This is a genomic window from Streptomyces sp. NBC_01384, assembly GCF_045040035.1.
Lineage (GTDB): Bacteria > Actinomycetota > Actinomycetes > Streptomycetales > Streptomycetaceae > Streptomyces.
On sequence record NZ_CP109559.1, the window covers coordinates 9,039,442 to 9,053,668 of the forward strand.

Annotated in this window: 18 protein-coding genes; 12 read left to right on the forward strand and 6 right to left on the reverse strand. The window is 68.0% G+C overall.

Translation table 11 applies throughout. The features are described from left to right. Window positions 1–168 precede the first annotated feature (168 nt). From OG747_RS41555 to OG747_RS41565, 3 genes are read left to right on the forward strand one after another with little or no spacing between them, the layout of a single operon-like run. The gene (locus OG747_RS41555; RefSeq protein ID WP_189145873.1) at window positions 169–693 is read left to right on the forward strand and encodes a PadR family transcriptional regulator; all 525 of its coding nucleotides are present in this window, start codon (window positions 169–171) and stop codon (window positions 691–693) included. Then, the gene (locus OG747_RS41560; RefSeq protein WP_405884506.1) at window positions 690–1,382 is read left to right on the forward strand and encodes an ABC transporter ATP-binding protein; all 693 of its coding nucleotides are present in this window, start codon (window positions 690–692) and stop codon (window positions 1,380–1,382) included. The genes OG747_RS41555 and OG747_RS41560 overlap by 4 nt, the downstream gene beginning before the upstream one ends. Next, window positions 1,379–3,727 (forward strand): ABC transporter permease, encoded by a 2,349-nt coding sequence (locus OG747_RS41565; RefSeq protein ID WP_405884507.1) that lies wholly within the window; start codon window positions 1,379–1,381, stop codon window positions 3,725–3,727. Before OG747_RS41560 ends, OG747_RS41565 begins: the two co-directional genes overlap by 4 nt. Before the next feature lie 213 nt (window positions 3,728–3,940). Here OG747_RS41565 and OG747_RS41570 read toward each other — a convergent pair whose 3' ends face one another. Beyond that, a complete protein-coding gene (locus OG747_RS41570; RefSeq protein ID WP_405884508.1) occupies window positions 3,941–4,225 on the reverse strand; it encodes a DUF1524 domain-containing protein in 285 nt (94 codons plus the stop codon). Window positions 4,226–4,564: 339 nt separating this feature from the next. Between OG747_RS41570 and OG747_RS41575 the strand changes: the two genes are divergently transcribed. The 7 genes from OG747_RS41575 (at window position 4,565) to OG747_RS41605 (ending at window position 9,493) form a co-directional block, all read left to right on the forward strand. Further along, complete coding sequence (locus tag OG747_RS41575; protein WP_405884509.1) at window positions 4,565–5,023, forward strand: SRPBCC domain-containing protein; 459 nt, start codon at window positions 4,565–4,567, stop codon at window positions 5,021–5,023. Beyond that, window positions 5,020–5,364, forward strand: coding sequence for an ArsR/SmtB family transcription factor (locus OG747_RS41580; protein WP_405884510.1), 345 nt, complete (start codon window positions 5,020–5,022; stop codon window positions 5,362–5,364). The genes OG747_RS41575 and OG747_RS41580 overlap by 4 nt, the downstream gene beginning before the upstream one ends. Before the next feature lie 55 nt (window positions 5,365–5,419). Continuing rightward, window positions 5,420–5,995 (forward strand): MIP/aquaporin family protein, encoded by a 576-nt coding sequence (locus OG747_RS41585; RefSeq protein WP_405884511.1) that lies wholly within the window; start codon window positions 5,420–5,422, stop codon window positions 5,993–5,995. A 256-nt stretch (window positions 5,996–6,251) separates the two neighbouring features. Then, the gene (locus tag OG747_RS41590) at window positions 6,252–7,454 is read left to right on the forward strand and encodes an AraC family transcriptional regulator (protein ID WP_405884512.1); all 1,203 of its coding nucleotides are present in this window, start codon (window positions 6,252–6,254) and stop codon (window positions 7,452–7,454) included. A 258-nt stretch (window positions 7,455–7,712) separates the two neighbouring features. Continuing rightward, window positions 7,713–8,495: an alpha/beta fold hydrolase gene (locus OG747_RS41595; RefSeq protein ID WP_405884513.1), complete on the forward strand. Its 783-nt coding sequence runs from the start codon at window positions 7,713–7,715 to the stop codon at window positions 8,493–8,495. Window positions 8,496–8,642: 147 nt separating this feature from the next. Then, on the forward strand, window positions 8,643–9,023 hold the full coding sequence (locus OG747_RS41600; protein ID WP_405884514.1) for a YybH family protein: 381 nt from the start codon (window positions 8,643–8,645) through the stop codon (window positions 9,021–9,023). Between the two features lie 155 nt (window positions 9,024–9,178). Beyond that, complete coding sequence (locus OG747_RS41605) at window positions 9,179–9,493, forward strand: response regulator transcription factor (protein WP_405884515.1); 315 nt, start codon at window positions 9,179–9,181, stop codon at window positions 9,491–9,493. Between the two features lie 102 nt (window positions 9,494–9,595). On the opposite strand, the gene OG747_RS41610 is transcribed toward OG747_RS41605, so the two are convergent. Both OG747_RS41610 and OG747_RS41615 read right to left on the reverse strand, forming a co-directional pair. After that, complete coding sequence (locus OG747_RS41610; RefSeq protein ID WP_405884516.1) at window positions 9,596–9,808, reverse strand: integrase core domain-containing protein; 213 nt, start codon at window positions 9,806–9,808, stop codon at window positions 9,596–9,598. Window positions 9,809–10,003: 195 nt separating this feature from the next. Continuing rightward, complete coding sequence (locus OG747_RS41615) at window positions 10,004–10,969, reverse strand: GlxA family transcriptional regulator (protein WP_405884517.1); 966 nt, start codon at window positions 10,967–10,969, stop codon at window positions 10,004–10,006. A 78-nt stretch (window positions 10,970–11,047) separates the two neighbouring features. Here OG747_RS41615 and OG747_RS41620 point away from each other — a divergent pair, with 78 nt between their 5' ends. Continuing rightward, a complete protein-coding gene (locus tag OG747_RS41620) occupies window positions 11,048–11,395 on the forward strand; it encodes a DUF6616 family protein (RefSeq protein ID WP_405884518.1) in 348 nt (115 codons plus the stop codon). After that, the gene (locus OG747_RS41625) at window positions 11,392–12,054 is read left to right on the forward strand and encodes an HD domain-containing protein (protein ID WP_405884519.1); all 663 of its coding nucleotides are present in this window, start codon (window positions 11,392–11,394) and stop codon (window positions 12,052–12,054) included. The genes OG747_RS41620 and OG747_RS41625 overlap by 4 nt, the downstream gene beginning before the upstream one ends. Window positions 12,055–12,806: 752 nt before the next feature. On the opposite strand, the gene OG747_RS41630 is transcribed toward OG747_RS41625, so the two are convergent. The 3 genes from OG747_RS41630 to OG747_RS41640 form a co-directional block, all read right to left on the reverse strand. Next, window positions 12,807–13,169, reverse strand: a complete 363-nt coding sequence (locus OG747_RS41630) for a hypothetical protein (protein WP_405884520.1) — start codon at window positions 13,167–13,169, stop codon at window positions 12,807–12,809. A 150-nt stretch (window positions 13,170–13,319) separates the two neighbouring features. Beyond that, complete coding sequence (locus OG747_RS41635) at window positions 13,320–13,754, reverse strand: MarR family winged helix-turn-helix transcriptional regulator (RefSeq protein ID WP_405884521.1); 435 nt, start codon at window positions 13,752–13,754, stop codon at window positions 13,320–13,322. Between the two features lie 192 nt (window positions 13,755–13,946). Continuing rightward, complete coding sequence (locus OG747_RS41640) at window positions 13,947–14,099, reverse strand: hypothetical protein (protein ID WP_405884522.1); 153 nt, start codon at window positions 14,097–14,099, stop codon at window positions 13,947–13,949. Between the last annotated feature and the right edge of the window lie 128 nt (window positions 14,100–14,227).

A 14,227-nucleotide genomic window follows, 5' to 3' on the forward strand; every position in this document is an offset into this window, starting at 1 on the left:
CGCCCGTCTACTGCGCCCTGCCATGGGTCGGGCGGTTCGGGCTCGGCCTGTTTCGGAATCGTGACAAGGGGAGCCTTCCCCTCCCTCACCTGCACGGCCGTACGCCCCGCCATGAGCTACACACTCGGCGTATACATGCGGCGTATACACGGTGTGTATAGTGTGCTCATGTCCATCGGTCACACCCTTTTGGGGCTCCTGGAGTCCGGCCCGCGACACGGTTACGACCTGAAGCGGGCCTTCGACGAGACGTTCGGTCACGACCGGCCGCTGCACTACGGCCAGGTCTACTCGACGATGTCCCGGCTGCTGAAGAACGGCCTCGTCGAGGTCGACGGGATCGAGGCCGGCGGCGGCCCGGAGCGCAAGCGCTACGCGATCACCGACGCCGGCATCACCGACGTAGAGCAGTGGCTCGCGACCCCGCAGAAGCCGGAGGAGTACCTCCAGTCGGCCCTCTACACCAAAGTCGTCCTCGCGCTGCTCACCCACCGGGACGCCGCCGACATCCTGGACACCCAACGCTCCGAGCACCTGCGCAGCATGCGCATCCTGACCGACCGCAAGCGCAAGGGCGATCTGGCGGACCAGCTGATCTGCGACCACGCCCTCTTCCACCTGGAGGCGGACCTGCGCTGGCTGGAGCTGACCGCCGCCCGACTCGACAAACTCCGTGAGGCTGTAGCCCGATGACGACTTCTCCCCCTGGTTCCCTGCTCACCGCGCAGGACCTGCGCAAGACCTACGGGCACACCCACGCCCTCGACGGCGCCGAGTTCTCCATCCACCCCGGCGAGGTCGTCGCCGTCATGGGCCCCTCCGGCTCCGGCAAGTCGACGCTGCTGCACTGCCTCGCGGGCATCCTGCCGCCCGACTCCGGGTCGATCACCTACAACGGGCGCGAGGTGACGACGATGAGCGGCGCCCAGCGCGGCGCGTTACGCCGCTCCGAGTTCGGCTTCGTGTTCCAGTTCGGGCAGCTCGTGCCGGAACTGACCTGCGTGGAGAACGTCGCCCTGCCGCTCAGGCTGAACGGCACCTCCCGCAAGGAAGCCGAGCGGGCGGCGCTCGGCTGGATGGAACGCCTGGAGGTCGACGACCTGAAGGGCAAGCGGCCCGGCGAGGTCTCCGGCGGCCAGGGCCAGCGCGTCGCCGTGGCCCGCGCGCTGGTCACCGGCCCCCGGGTGCTGTTCGCCGACGAACCGACCGGCGCGCTCGACTCCTACAACGGCGAGCGCGTGATGGACCTGCTCACCGACGCGGCCCGCTCCACCAACGCCGCCGTCGTCCTCGTCACCCACGAGACACGGGTGGCCGCCTACTCCGACCGCGAGATCGTCGTACGCGACGGCAAGTCCCAGGACATGGAGCGCGCCATATGAGTCCGCGCCAGTGGTCCAGAGACCTGGCCATGGGAGCCCGGTTCGCCGTCACCGGCGGCCGCGAGGGCTGGGTCCGAATGACGCTGACAGCGGTCGGCGTCGGCCTCGGCGTGGCCCTGCTCCTGTTGTGCACCGCGATACCCAACGTGTTCGCCTCCCGCAACAAGGTGGAGGACGCCCGCTACGCCAACGTGTACTCCCGCACGGTCCCGCCCAAGGCCGACAACACTCTCCTGATCGCCGACGCCGACACCACCTGGCATGACGACGACATCCAGGGCCGGTTCGTCGAACCCGAGGGCAGGCGGGCGCCGCTGCCCCCAGGGGTCGACCGCTTCCCGGGTAAGGGCGAGATGGTGGTCTCCCCCGCGCTCAAGGACCTGCTGGACTCGGACGACGCGAAACTGCTGCGGGAGCGCCTGCCGTACAAGATCACCGGCACGATCGGCGAGAGCGGGCTGATCGGCTCGCACGAACTGACTTACTACGCGGGCGCCTCGGGGTTGAAGCTCACGGACTCCTCCCTGGTGACGCGGCTGGCCAAGTTCGGCAAACCGGACGCGACGCCCGAGAAGACCGACCCGGTGCTGCTGCTCATGGTCTTGGTCGTGTTCGTGGTGCTGCTGACGCCGGTCGCCGTGTTCATCGCCGCCGCCGTCCGCTTCGGCGGCGAACGCCGCGACCGCCGCCTCGCCGCGCTGCGCCTGGTCGGCTCCGACCGGGGGATGACCCGGCGGATCGCGGCGGGCGAGGCGCTGGCCGGAGCCCTGCTCGGCCTGGCCGTGGGCACCGGCTTCTTCTTGCTCGGCCGCCAGAAGCTGGGCACCGGCGAGTTGCTGGGCGTGAGCGTCTGGCCCAGCTACCTCGACCCCACTCCCGCGCTTGCCGCGCTGGTCGCGGTGGCGGTGCCGGTCGCCGCGGTGCTGGTCACGCTGCTCGCGATGCGCGGCGTGGTCGTCGAACCCCTCGGTGTCGTGCGCGCGGCCAAGCAGAGCCGCCGCCGGCTGTGGTGGCGGCTGCTGCCGACTCTGGCCGGCCTCGGGATGCTCTACCCGATGATCGGCCAAGGCCACAAGAACGGAAACTTCAACCAGTACCTCGTCATCGGCGGCGTCCTGATGTTGCTGATCGGCATCACCGCCCTGCTGCCCTGGGTCGTGGAGGCGGTCGTCGTCCGGCTCGGCAAGGGCCCGCTGTCCTGGCAGCTGGCCGTGCGACGGCTGCAGCTGAGTAGCGGCACTGCCGCCCGCATGGTCAACGGCATCGCCGTGGCGGTGGCCGGGGCCATCGCGCTGCAGATGCTCTTCACGGGAACGCAGAGCCAGTACACCGAGAACACCGGCAAGGACCCCAGCCGGGTCCAGATGCAGGTCGACTTCAGCGGCCGCAAGCCGCTGTCCGGCATCGAGCGCGAATTCACCGGCACCAAGGGTGTCCGGGCCGCGGTGGCCCTGGCCCGCTCCCAGTACGGGGACTCACGTCGCAACCCGGAGAACAGCAACGGCCTGACCGTGGGTAACTGCGCCGCCCTGCGCGAACTCGCCACATTGCCCTCCTGCAAGGACGGTGACGTGTTCATCACGCGAACGCGGAGCGGCTACTCGGACCCCGGCAACGCATCCGAAATCGCCCTGGTGAAGCCCGGTCGGCAGCTCTACATCGACCCGTCGTACGACGACGCCACCGAACGCGGCCTCGAAGTGCCCTGGACCGTTCCGGCAAACGTTCGGGAGGTGAACGCGCGTAAGGACTCACTGCAGGACTACACCAGTCTGCTGGTCACCCCCGCCGCCCTGCCCCACAAGGCCGCGCCCGCGGTGCTCTCGGACGGTGTCTACCTGCGTCTGGACCCCTCGGTGCCGGACTCACGGGAGTACATACGCAACGTCGCCGCCCGCATCGACCCCCTGGCACAAACCTTCGGCTGGTCGGCGTCCCAGGAGGACGTCAAGTACACCTCCATCCGTACCGGCCTGTTCGTCGGCTCCGCCTTCGTGCTGGCACTGATCGGAGCGAGCCTGCTGGTCTCCCAGCTGGAACAGCTGCGCGAACGCAAGAAGCTACTCTCCGCGCTGGTCGCCCTCGGCACCCGGCGCCACACACTCAGCCTCTCCGTCCTGTGGCAGACAGCCCTCCCGGTCGGACTCGGTCTCGTACTGGCCACGACGGTGGGCGTCACCCTCGGCGCAGTACTGCTGAAGATGACCCGTACACCGGTGACCATGGACTGGGCGAGCGTGCTCACCATGACCGGCGTGGGCGCGGCCGTGGTCGGCATGGTCACGCTGCTCAGCCTGCCGCCGCTACTGCGCATGATGCGCCCAGCGGGCCTGCGCACGGAATAACCCCTCACACATTCCATGAAGTGGGCTCCTCCTACCAGGAGGAGCCCACCCCTGCACGCAGGCAAGCCCGGTCGGCGTCAGCACAGTTACCGTCAGGGCGCCCTCGGCGCACAGCAGGATCCTCAGCCGAGGCCAACACGCCACCAGACGGCGTCGGCCGGGAGCCTGCCGACCGCGACAAGGCAGAACTCCGCGGCCGGACAGCTCGCTGCGTCAAACAGAGCAGGTGTCGAGCATCGACGACAGGGCCGTCTTCTCCTCGTCGGTGGTGGTCAGCTTCCACACCGACTTGATGTGCGTGTAGTCCTTCCCGTTCGTACACCAGAAGGTCTTGTTCGTCGGCCCCCACTCCGCCGGCCCGGAGTCGGACTTCGAGCTGTTCGACGACTCCGACGCAATCAGCAACTGCGGGTCCTTCAGGTCGTTGCCGAAGTCGCGGCGCTGGTCCGCGGTCCAGGTGTCGGCGCCGGAGCGCCAGGCTTCCGCGAGCGGGACCATGTGTTATCCGCACCTTGTTCGCGGTGCCGCTTACGTCTGTGACATAGGTGATGTGCACCGTGTCCTCTCCGTGAGCGGTGCGTTGTCCGGTATGCGGTGAGATGCCGCCGACAGTGATGACAGAGGGGGCACGGTGGCGAGTGGGCCTTGACCGGGTCAAGGCCCGGAGCCGCCCAGGCGAAGGCCGACGAGTAAGAACTCCTAACGGAATGGGTGGTGGGCTCTTGCGGCTTGGTGGGGTGCCCAGGCAACCACCCGCCCCATGTGCAACCGATTGGTTGCACATGGGGCGGGGATGTGCAACCTTTGGGTAGCGCATCCGCATGAGATGAGGTTGCAATGATCCCTGACACGATCGAACGCGCCATCGTGATCAACGCCTCCGTGGAACGAGTCTGGTCCGTGCTCAGCGAACCCGCTTTCCTGGGCCGCTGGTTCGGCAATGGCGAGCCGGTGAAGATGGACCTGCGCCCCGGCGGTCTCCTGGTCTTCGACCATGGCGTCCACGGCGTCATTCCCGCCCGTATCGAGACGGTTGAGCCGCCACGCGTCTTGTCCTGGCGATGGTCCCAGGGCGCCGCCGGCGAAGAGCCGGACGACATCAACGCCACCCTGGTCGAGTTCACCCTGACCGAGGACAACTCCACGGGAGGCACCCGACTCACCATGGTCGAGAGCGGCTTCGCGCACCTCGGGCTGCCCGCTGGCGAGGCCACCGACCGGCACCGCGCCAACAGCCGGAACTGGCCCGGCAAACTCGACCAGTTGCGCGCGGTCTGCGAACAGACCACGGCATGACCCGCACCACCCAGGGCGAACAAGCCCCCGAGGAGGTCTTGGTCGCCCTGGCCGACCCGATCCGCCGAAAGATGCTGGACATCCTCGCCCGCGAAGGCGGCGCGACCTCGACATCCCTGGCAGCCGACCTTCCCGTTACCCGGCAGGCCGTGGCCAAACACCTGACGGTCCTCGACCGCGCCGGACTGGTACGCGCCCACCGGGCCGGACGTGAAGTCCGCTACGAAGCCGACCTGCAGCCGCTGAGGCGGACAACGCAGTGGATGGACACCCTAGCCACCCAGTGGGAACACCGCCTCAACACCATCAAGGACCTGGCGGAGGGAGCCACTGGGCCCTGAACCTCGCACTGCCGCCTCAAAAGCCCATCACAGTGCGGAGTCTTCTCCAGCTCCATTGGGCCGTTGTTCCGGCGGACATCTCAACCCGGCGGTGACCCTCGGCCTGTGGCTGACCAGTGCCTTCCCCGGCCGCCGGGTTCCGGCGTACTTCGCTGCCCAGCTCACCGGTTCCGTGGCGGGAACCGGCCTGGCCCGCCTCGTGTGGGGCCCGGTCCTCGGGGACCGGATGGCCTACGCCGCGGTTGAACCCGCTCCTTCCTGCTCGCCGACCTTGCTGTTCACCGTCGAAGCCGTGTCTACCGCCGCTGTCCTCACCGTCACTCTGCTGCTGATGTCCCGTCGCGCGTGGACGCGCTGGATCCCGCTGGCTCGCCCCGCCGCTTCCGCTGTGGTCATGATTGCCCTTGGCACCCTCACTGGCGGGTCCGCCAATCCCGCCCGCCAGTTCGGCCCCGTTCTGTGGGCCCACCGGCCGGGGGACTGGTCACATCTGTGGCTCTATCTGGTGGCACCCCTCGCAGGGGCGGCCCTCACCGGTGGGGTCGCCCGGTACCGGGCATATCGCCCTGTCCATCCTCCGAAGAGCGACGGCGGACAGTCGCGCGAGAGGCGATCGGAGAGTGGCCGATGAGCTGCCGGCTCATCCGCCGCAAGGCCCGGCCCGTCGAACGGTGCGACGTCAGCCCGTACTACCTGGCAAACGCGGCATGACCCGTCACGGCTATACGTGAGGTCGGGGTGTAGCCGGCGGTGGTGCGGGTGCGTCCGTCGGATAGGGCGTCCCAGCGAGCGAGGTCCATGATGCGGGCGCGGCGCCGACCGCTGCGTGACGCGCGCCGCGGAAACTGATACCGGTCATGTGGCCGGCCAGCCTGGGTGCGGGCACGGTGATCTGCGTCAACAGCCTGGGCGGCGCCTCCCTCGCACAGATCACCGAGGTGCCGTGCTCGGCCCTGGTGGTTCCCATGATGGTGATCGGCGGCATCGTTACCCACGCAGAGCGGCGTCTTGGACGGGTGGGCTGTGTTCCCGGTGCGGCACGATGTGGTGTTGAGTGCGCCGTGCCGACGTGGCCGCCGACCGGCAGGCGGAAGGCAGCCGTGCAAAGGCTTGCGCCGGCCTCGTGGTCAGTGGCTTCAAGACGAAGGAAGCTCGTCGCCGGTGTGGTCAGCCGCAGCTGCGATCATCGGTGGATGGCTGGTATGGGAAGCCCGGATGTTGTCGACGTCAGCTATTACAACCCGGATCAGCCCCGGCTGGGGCTGGAGGTTCTGTCCTTCGCGACGCTGCGTGAGCGGCTGCTGCCGTCTGTCGCGGCGGCGCCCAGCCGTCCGGACTTCCACCAGCTGACCCTGGTCACCCGCGGCGAGGGTACCGCGTTGATCGACTTTGTGGATTACCCGTGCGCTCCGGGGACTCTGCTGCATTTGCGTCCTGGTCAGGTGCAGCGTTTCCCCGCGGATCCTCAGGGGGGCATTGCGGATCTCGATGCGACCTTGGTGGTGTTCACGCCTGCCTTTCCACCGCCGGTGCCTGCCAGCGCGGCCGTCATCGACGAGGGGCTCAGTCCTGCCGCTTTCTCACTGTCCGCGGTGGAGTACCGGGCCATGTCGGTGGCGGTGGCCGAGATAGCGGCGGAATACGCCACGCTGGCCGAACGGGACGCTTCGCAGGGGGAACTCACTGTGGAGCTGCTGAGGCAGCTTCTTGCAGCGCTGCTGGTACGCATTGCCCGGCTGCCGCATCCCGGTGAATGGAATCCTGCGGCGGGGGGCGAGGTGTTCCGGGTCTTCCGTGGCGAGCTGGAGCGCGCGTTCGCCACGAGGCGCCGTGCTGCCGAGTACGCCGCGCACCTCGGTTACTCGCCGCGGACGCTTACGCGAGCCTGTCTGGCCGCTACGGGCCGTACCGCGAAGGATCTCATCGACGACCGTGTCGCCCTGGAGGCCAAGCGGCTGCTGGTACATACCGGCCTGCCTGTCGCGTCCGTCGGGCGCATGCTGGGCTTCACGGAGCCTACCAACTTCGGGAAGTTCTTCGAGCGGACGGTGGGTGCCACTCCCGGGGCCTTCCGTGCCACGCAACGCTGACAGCCCCGACCGCTCGGACAGCCAGAGGCATCTGGGCCGTGGGGCGGGGACTGCGCCGAGCCAGGGCTCTCCAAGAGCTCTCCAAGGCGCACGCCTTGAGCGGATCGGTGAGTCCATTTTCGACCATGGCGCGTCTCTTGCACACCTCGCCTGCGCTGCTCGCATCGCGCATTGTTTAAGCACGCAGTCAGCGCGTTATCCGCTTCCGGTCAAGCCTCTGACTGCCTGGTGAGGCCGGGAGGAAAGGAGAAAACAACCATGCCGTACGCAGACGTCAACGGTGCCCGCCTCTACTTCGAGGACAGTGGTGGTGAGGGCCCGGTCGTGGTCTTCAGCCACGGCAACCTCATGGACCGTGACATGTGGGTGCATCAGATCCCGGTCCTGGCGGGGGACTTCCGGGTCGTCGTGTGGGACGAGCGGCTGCACGGCCGGACCGAGGACGACGGCAAGACCTACACCTACTGGGATTCGGCTGCCGACTTGATCGGGCTGCTGGATCACCTGGGCGTGCGGCAGGCGACGCTGGTGGGGCATTCGCAGGGCGGCTTTCTGTCGATGCGGGCCGCTTTGCTGGCGCCTGAGCGGGTCAAGGCCCTGGCTCTGATCGACACGACGTCGGTCTCCTGGCCGTTCGAGGCGCTGGAGCAGATGCGTGGTGTGTCGGAGGGATTCCGCGGCGCGGGTCCGGAGGCAGTGGCCCCGGTGTTGCTGGGGATGCTGCTGGGACAGCCCGCGATCCACGATCAGTGGCTGGCGAAGTGGCGGGCGCAGCCGCGTGAACGGCTCGCCGACGCGGTGCAGGTACTGATGGGAGTGGACGACATCACCGGCCGGCTCGGTGAGATCACGGTGCCGGCCCTGGTCGTCCATGGCGACGCGGACCAGCCGATCCCGTACCCGTTGGGCCAGGCACTGGCCGGGAAGATCCCCGGTGCACAGGAGCTGGTCACCGTGACCGGGGCCGGACACACGCCGAACCTCACTCATCCCGACCACGTCAACCCGGCATTGGCCGGCTTCCTTCGCCGGTATGCCTGACGGTCCCACACCCCCATGCGTGGAACCTGCGGCGGCGGCCAGCACGGCGCTGCTGCCCGCGGAGCATCCTGACGGACCTTCACACACGGGGCGCAGCACCCGCTATTTCAACGATCTGCACAACATCCAATTCTGAGAGGAACGACCATGTCGACTCCCATTACCGACCCGGCGCAGCTCCCCCCGGCCTTCGAGACGGCCATGAATTCCGGGAATCTTGACGAGGTCCTGAGCCTGCTCGCGCCCGGTGCCGTCATGCGTACCGTCACCGGTGAGACCGTCACCGGTCAGGCGCTGCGCGACTACACGGCCGGGTCGATCGCCGGTAACGCCCAGCTGTCCAACGGCCCGTCGCGCATCGTGGCCGGCGACGACATCGCGTTTATCAGCGAGGAGTGGACCCTCGAGATCACCGGTCCCGACGGCAACCGGAAGAAGGCCACCGGCACCACTGCCAATGTCGCCCGTCGTGGTCAGGACGGCACCTGGCGCATGGCCATCCTCAACCCCCTCGGTACCGCCGCCTGAGCGTCCGTGGGGGGGCTCCCCGGAACCCAGCCCCCCTCAGCAATCGGCGCCCGCCCCTGGTCTTCGTCCACCACTGGGGCGGCTCGGACCGGTCATCGAACAGCGCGTCGACGGCGCGCTCGGCTACGGCGAATTCGTCGTGGTGGGCTGCTTCGATGCTGTCCGTCCAAGAGGTCCTTCGCGGGGCGGGAGTTCGACGCGCACAGTGGGCGACGGGAGCGCCAGGCCCCGGGTCGGGGTGGGAGGCACTGACCAGGACCGAGCCGGCGGTCACCCGTCTGATCGGCTCTGGGCTCACCATCGGAGCCGCCGCCGACCTGGGTCTGTCGCCGAACACGATCGGCATCCACGTCCGGTCGATCTTCGCCAAGCTGGGCATTCACTCACGCGTACAACTGGCGAACGCACTCCACAGACGGGGAGCCGAGTTGTCGGGTCGGAGTCCGACGCCCCCGGGAACTCCGGATTGAACCGACCGCACTTGGATCAGACCGAGCGGTCGCAGAGTTCGTCGACGTACGTGCGCGCATCCACCTCGGGCAGTGTGAACCGTTCCGGATTCGGTAGAGACTCTAGATTGTGGCTGTGACCTGCGAGTTTGGGTGTTGTTGGTAGTAGATAGTTTCGTATTCGGCTGGTGGGACGTGTCCTGTCTCACCGTGGAGTCGGCGGTAGTTGTACCAGTCGACCCATTCGGCAGTGGCCAACTCGACGTCGCTGAGGGCTTTCCAGGGCCGCTGGGGCTTGATCAACTCGATTTTGTACAGACCGATGGTCGATTCCATCAGGGCGTTGTCGAGGGCATCGCCGACGGTGCCGATGGAGGCCGCGATCTCTTCGGCGGCCAGGTGGGCGGCGACGCGGAAGCTGGTGTACTGGGCGAGTGGGCGTCGGAGTGATCAGGCGCCAGCCGTACGCCTCCCGGCCGGCGAGCAGTGAGCGGCTGTATCGGCTCTCTGTTTGGAGACGGAAGCCAGCAGTCAGGCGGCGAAGGTACGGCGATATCTCGACGGGCTGGTCCTGGTCATCGCGGTGAAGTGGATACGCAATGACTCCGCGGAGCCGAAGCCGCACCGGTGGGCGATGTCGTCGATGCCGAGGCGAGTGGTCTCGAGGAGCTCGCGCGCGCAGGCTACGCGTTGCATGGCCACCCAGTTCATGACGCTCGTTCCGGTCACGGCCCGGAATCTGCGGCGCAGGGTTCGTGTGCTCATGTGGCTGTACCGGCTGACCGACTCCAGGGTGAGCGGCTCGTCGAGGTGTTCCAGGATCCAGGTGATCACCTCGGTGATCTCGGAGTCGCCGCCGGGCGGGATGTGCTCGATGAACTGGGCCTGTCCTCCTTCACGATGCGGCGGGCTGACCAGGAAGCGGGCCATCGTGTTCGCGGCGGCCTGGCCATGGTCGAGCCGCAGGAGATGCAGGCACAGGTCGGTTCCAGCGAGGACACCCGCGGAGGTGAAGACGCCAGTGTCCTCGACGTAGAGCTCCGCTTCGCGGACCCTGACCGACGGGTGGCGGTCTCGCAGCAGCCTGGCCCAGTGCCAGTGGGTGGTGGCGCTGCGGCCGTCCAGGATCCCGGCCGCCGCCAGGGCGAAGGCGCCCGTGCAGATCGACACCATCCGGCTGCCCCGGTTGTATGCGTCACGCAGCCGTTCGACCAGCTCGGCGTCCGGAGACTCGGTGGGGTCTTGCACTCCGGCGACGATCACGGTGTCCGCCGTGTCCAGCCGGTCGAGCGGCTCGACCTCGCGGGGCACCAGCGAGTTTTCCGCGGGAACCGCACTCACCAAGGTCAGCTCGTAGGGGGCGCCGCCAGGCCAGCAGGCGGTCACGTAGTCCGGCCAGTGGCCGAACACCTGCTGGGGAACGGCTACGTCCAACAGGACGTAGCCCGGCTGCACCACCACTGCAACCGTGGCCGGATCTTTGGGATTGTTGTCCATCTGGCCATCGTACGGTGGCCTCGGTCTTTCTAGGCTGGTCACATCACGCCGATCACGATTAGTGAGGAGATGCGCAATATGTACGTAGTCGTCGAGACGTGGACACCGAAGCCCGCGTTCTTCGCCGCCGACGAGGAGGCGCGGAACGACCTGTTCACAGGGATTCAGGAAGCCATGAAGCAGCTCGCGGAAATCGGATTCGTGACGCTCGGCTGGGGCAGGGTGGAACCGGCCGCGCATTCCGCGTCCTACGAGTGGTTTGCGGTCTGGCAGGCCCCTTCGAGAGAAGTGGCTGACGTGTTCCTGAGCGGTGTCGAGAGCTCCGGCTGGTACACCTACTTCGAGCAGACCAACGTCGTGGGTGAGCTGCGGCCGGCCGAGGCGGTCATCGCCGAGCACCTGGCGCTGGAGGCTGAGGTCAAGTGAGCGTGCTCGAGAATCTGCCGGAGGAGATCGGAGGGTGGCCGCGTACGGCCGCTACGGAGGCCGCTGTCGCCTTCACTGCCGAGCACTCCCCGGAATGGCTGCTCAACCACACTGTCCGCAGCTACTTCTATGCTCGTAGTATCGCCACCGCCAGGAACCTCGTTGCCGGGGAGGACTACGACGACGAGACGCTCTTTCTCGCCACAGTGCTGCACGACATCGGTCTGACCGACGCGGGGCAGGGTCCGAACCGGTTCGAGGTGGACGGTGCATTCCGGGCCGCTCGATTCGCCCGGGAGCACGGGCTGTCCGATGTCGCCGCCGACCAGATCTGGGATGCGGTGGCGCTGCACACCTCGGCGGGGATCGCGCCCCACAAGCATCTGCTCGGCGCTCTCGCGCATTTCGGTATCGGTGCCGACATGTTCGCTTTCGGTGTCGAGGAGGTGGACCGGGCGGTACTGGACGCGGCGCACGAGGCGTTTCCGTATCTGGATCTGCGGAACAACATCCATGCGCAGGTGGTCCATCAGATCGACGAGCAGCCGTCGAAGTGGGCGCCGGTGTCGTTCGTCGACATCGTGTATCGCAAGCACCGGCCGGACAATCCGTTCCCCGGGCTGGACGAGCTGGCCGCCGGCCCGGTGCGTCCGGACTGACGACGTCTCGCGATGGCTGCGGCCGGGTGCCGTGGCCGTTTGCCGGCGGGCAGCTGTGACGAAGAAGACGCGGAGCCGGGCACCCCGTGTGCCTGGCTCCGCGCCTGTGTTGACCCGGCATCACGTCCCGGGCCTTTGAGAGCGGCATCCCGGCTTCAAGGAATGCCAGGGCGGTCGCGATGCGGGGACCGATGTCGTCGGGAGCGGCGCCGAGTTCTTCGGCGAGGGCTTTCACGGCTGCGTCGATGGTGGCGGTCATGCGGGAGGCGCGCAGTTCGGGTCGGCTGCGAACCATGCGGTGTTCGAGCCTGTTGGTCTCGTCGTCCTGTCCTTCGGTCCGTAGCCATCGGCCCAGGATTTCCATGGCTGTGTCGTGGGGCTCGCGGTCGCGCAACCGGGCGGTCAGCTGGTCCATCGATTCGGTGAACCGGCTGAGCGCGATGTCTTGTTTGGAGCGGAAGTACAGGGGGACCGTGCGGGGTGCGACCTCGGCCGCTGCCGCGATGTCGGCGACCGTGGTGGCGAGGCGAACGCGGCCGCCACCGCCTCGGCGTCCAGACTCAGCTCGGCCGCGAGCTCCCGGTACACTCCGGCACCGGACAGGCTACGGCCGTCACGGTACCAAGCACGCTGCATCGCAGCCGCCGCTGCACGTCATGCAGATGTCATGCAAAACGCCCGGCCGGACGTCTCCGGCCGGGCGTTTCGTGGTTGCGACGCGGCAGCCCCACCTCTGCCCTGTCGCTGTGCGGCTAGCGCAGTGTGGTGTTGCCTTCGCCACCGACGACGACGGGGGCATCCTTCACCGGCGTGGCCTCGCCGAGATCCCAGCCCTTCGGCTTCGCGCCGGGCACCTCGACGACGGACGGCTTCTCGGCCGTGACGGGGCCGCCCTCGACGACCGGGAGGTCTCGCAGCTTCTTGGCGGTGCCCGGCTTGATGTGGTGCGGGTGCGGGTTGCCGGGCACCTCGGAGACCGTGACGCCGCCGTGTTTGGTGGTACTGCTGCCGGTCGAGGCCGCAGCGGCAACCCCGCCCGAGGCGAGCAGTACGGCCAGTGCGCCGGCCATCACGGCACCCCGACGACGCGAGATGCTGTTCCTACGCACCTTCATGTGATCAACTCCTTCGCAGGTGGAGGGACACAGGGGGTACCGGCACACGTCCGGCCCCGGTTCCCTCGGGATCGAGTACGAGGCAACCCTCGCCCCTGCCGGCTGAAGATCCGCTGAACGTCCTGAAGATCCCCTTCAGCACCTGATGTCTCAGGCCCGATGCCTGGCGTCGAAGTCGACGGAGTGGGCGGTCAGCTTGCCCGGTAGCTCGATCAGCGTGCGGGTCTCGTCCTCGCTGAGGGCGCCCGCCCACTCCTGCTCCCGCTTGTTGTGGGCGAGGAACGCGGACGTGATCGCCTCCTGGCCTGAATCGGTGAGCGAGAGTCCCACGGCGCGTCCGTCGTAGGCCGCGCGCTCCTTCCGCACCAGGCCGTCCCGCTCCAGCGTGTTCACCGGTGCCGACACGGCCGCCCGGCTCATGCCGGACAGCTCCGCGACCTTCTTCGCCTCGACCGGGGCGGACAGCCAGATCGCGAACAGCACGCGGAACCCGGGCCACGACCAGCCGCGTGGCCGGTGCACGGTGGATTCGAGGTCGTAGACCACCATGTTGACCGCCCGGTGGAGCGTGAACACCAGCCGCATGGCGAGCGGGTCGATGCCGGGCAGGTCAACGCGATCACGTTCAAATACCGGACCGGCCCGCTCTGCCGACCCAGGCCGACACTGAAGGCGACCTCGGCTGGATCGTCGCGGTGGACTCCACTGTCGCCTGCGCTCACCAGCACACCGCCGGGCCCGTCAAAAGCAGCGCCGACCCCGCAGCCCACCGCGCGTTCACCAGCGCCGGGTCCAGTTGTCGAGGTTGCCCCTGAAGTGCACCGACAGAACCAGGGGCACTCCGCCCTCGCCGACCTCACGGTACGCGTACTCGATTCCGTTGGCGGCGGTCACCTTTCTGGTCGACGCCAGGGAGTAGTTCAGCGCCATCGGAGCTGCCCCTTCCATCGGATCCATCTCTCACTGGAGCGTGCCTGGGTCCCCGGTCCGGGTACCGGAGGCACGCGGTCACACTTGGGTGCCGTTCCAGCCCCGCGGGCGGCCACAAGTGTTTACCA

Coding starts and splice junctions, on each gene's coding strand:
- OG747_RS41555 (WP_189145873.1), top strand. CDS start 169: ATGTCCATCGGTCACACCCTTTTGGGGCTCCTGGAGTCCGGCCCGCGA.
- OG747_RS41560 (WP_405884506.1), top strand. CDS start 690: ATGACGACTTCTCCCCCTGGTTCCCTGCTCACCGCGCAGGACCTGCGC.
- OG747_RS41565 (WP_405884507.1), top strand. CDS start 1,379: ATGAGTCCGCGCCAGTGGTCCAGAGACCTGGCCATGGGAGCCCGGTTC.
- OG747_RS41570 (WP_405884508.1), bottom strand. CDS start 4,225: ATGGTCCCGCTCGCGGAAGCCTGGCGCTCCGGCGCCGACACCTGGACC.
- OG747_RS41575 (WP_405884509.1), top strand. CDS start 4,565: ATGATCCCTGACACGATCGAACGCGCCATCGTGATCAACGCCTCCGTG.
- OG747_RS41580 (WP_405884510.1), top strand. CDS start 5,020: ATGACCCGCACCACCCAGGGCGAACAAGCCCCCGAGGAGGTCTTGGTC.
- OG747_RS41595 (WP_405884513.1), top strand. CDS start 7,713: ATGCCGTACGCAGACGTCAACGGTGCCCGCCTCTACTTCGAGGACAGT.
- OG747_RS41600 (WP_405884514.1), top strand. CDS start 8,643: ATGTCGACTCCCATTACCGACCCGGCGCAGCTCCCCCCGGCCTTCGAG.
- OG747_RS41605 (WP_405884515.1), top strand. CDS start 9,179: ATGCTGTCCGTCCAAGAGGTCCTTCGCGGGGCGGGAGTTCGACGCGCA.
- OG747_RS41610 (WP_405884516.1), bottom strand. CDS start 9,808: ATGGAATCGACCATCGGTCTGTACAAAATCGAGTTGATCAAGCCCCAG.
- OG747_RS41615 (WP_405884517.1), bottom strand. CDS start 10,969: ATGGACAACAATCCCAAAGATCCGGCCACGGTTGCAGTGGTGGTGCAG.
- OG747_RS41620 (WP_405884518.1), top strand. CDS start 11,048: ATGTACGTAGTCGTCGAGACGTGGACACCGAAGCCCGCGTTCTTCGCC.
- OG747_RS41630 (WP_405884520.1), bottom strand. CDS start 13,169: ATGAAGGTGCGTAGGAACAGCATCTCGCGTCGTCGGGGTGCCGTGATG.
- OG747_RS41635 (WP_405884521.1), bottom strand. CDS start 13,754: ATGCGGCTGGTGTTCACGCTCCACCGGGCGGTCAACATGGTGGTCTAC.
- OG747_RS41640 (WP_405884522.1), bottom strand. CDS start 14,099: ATGGCGCTGAACTACTCCCTGGCGTCGACCAGAAAGGTGACCGCCGCC.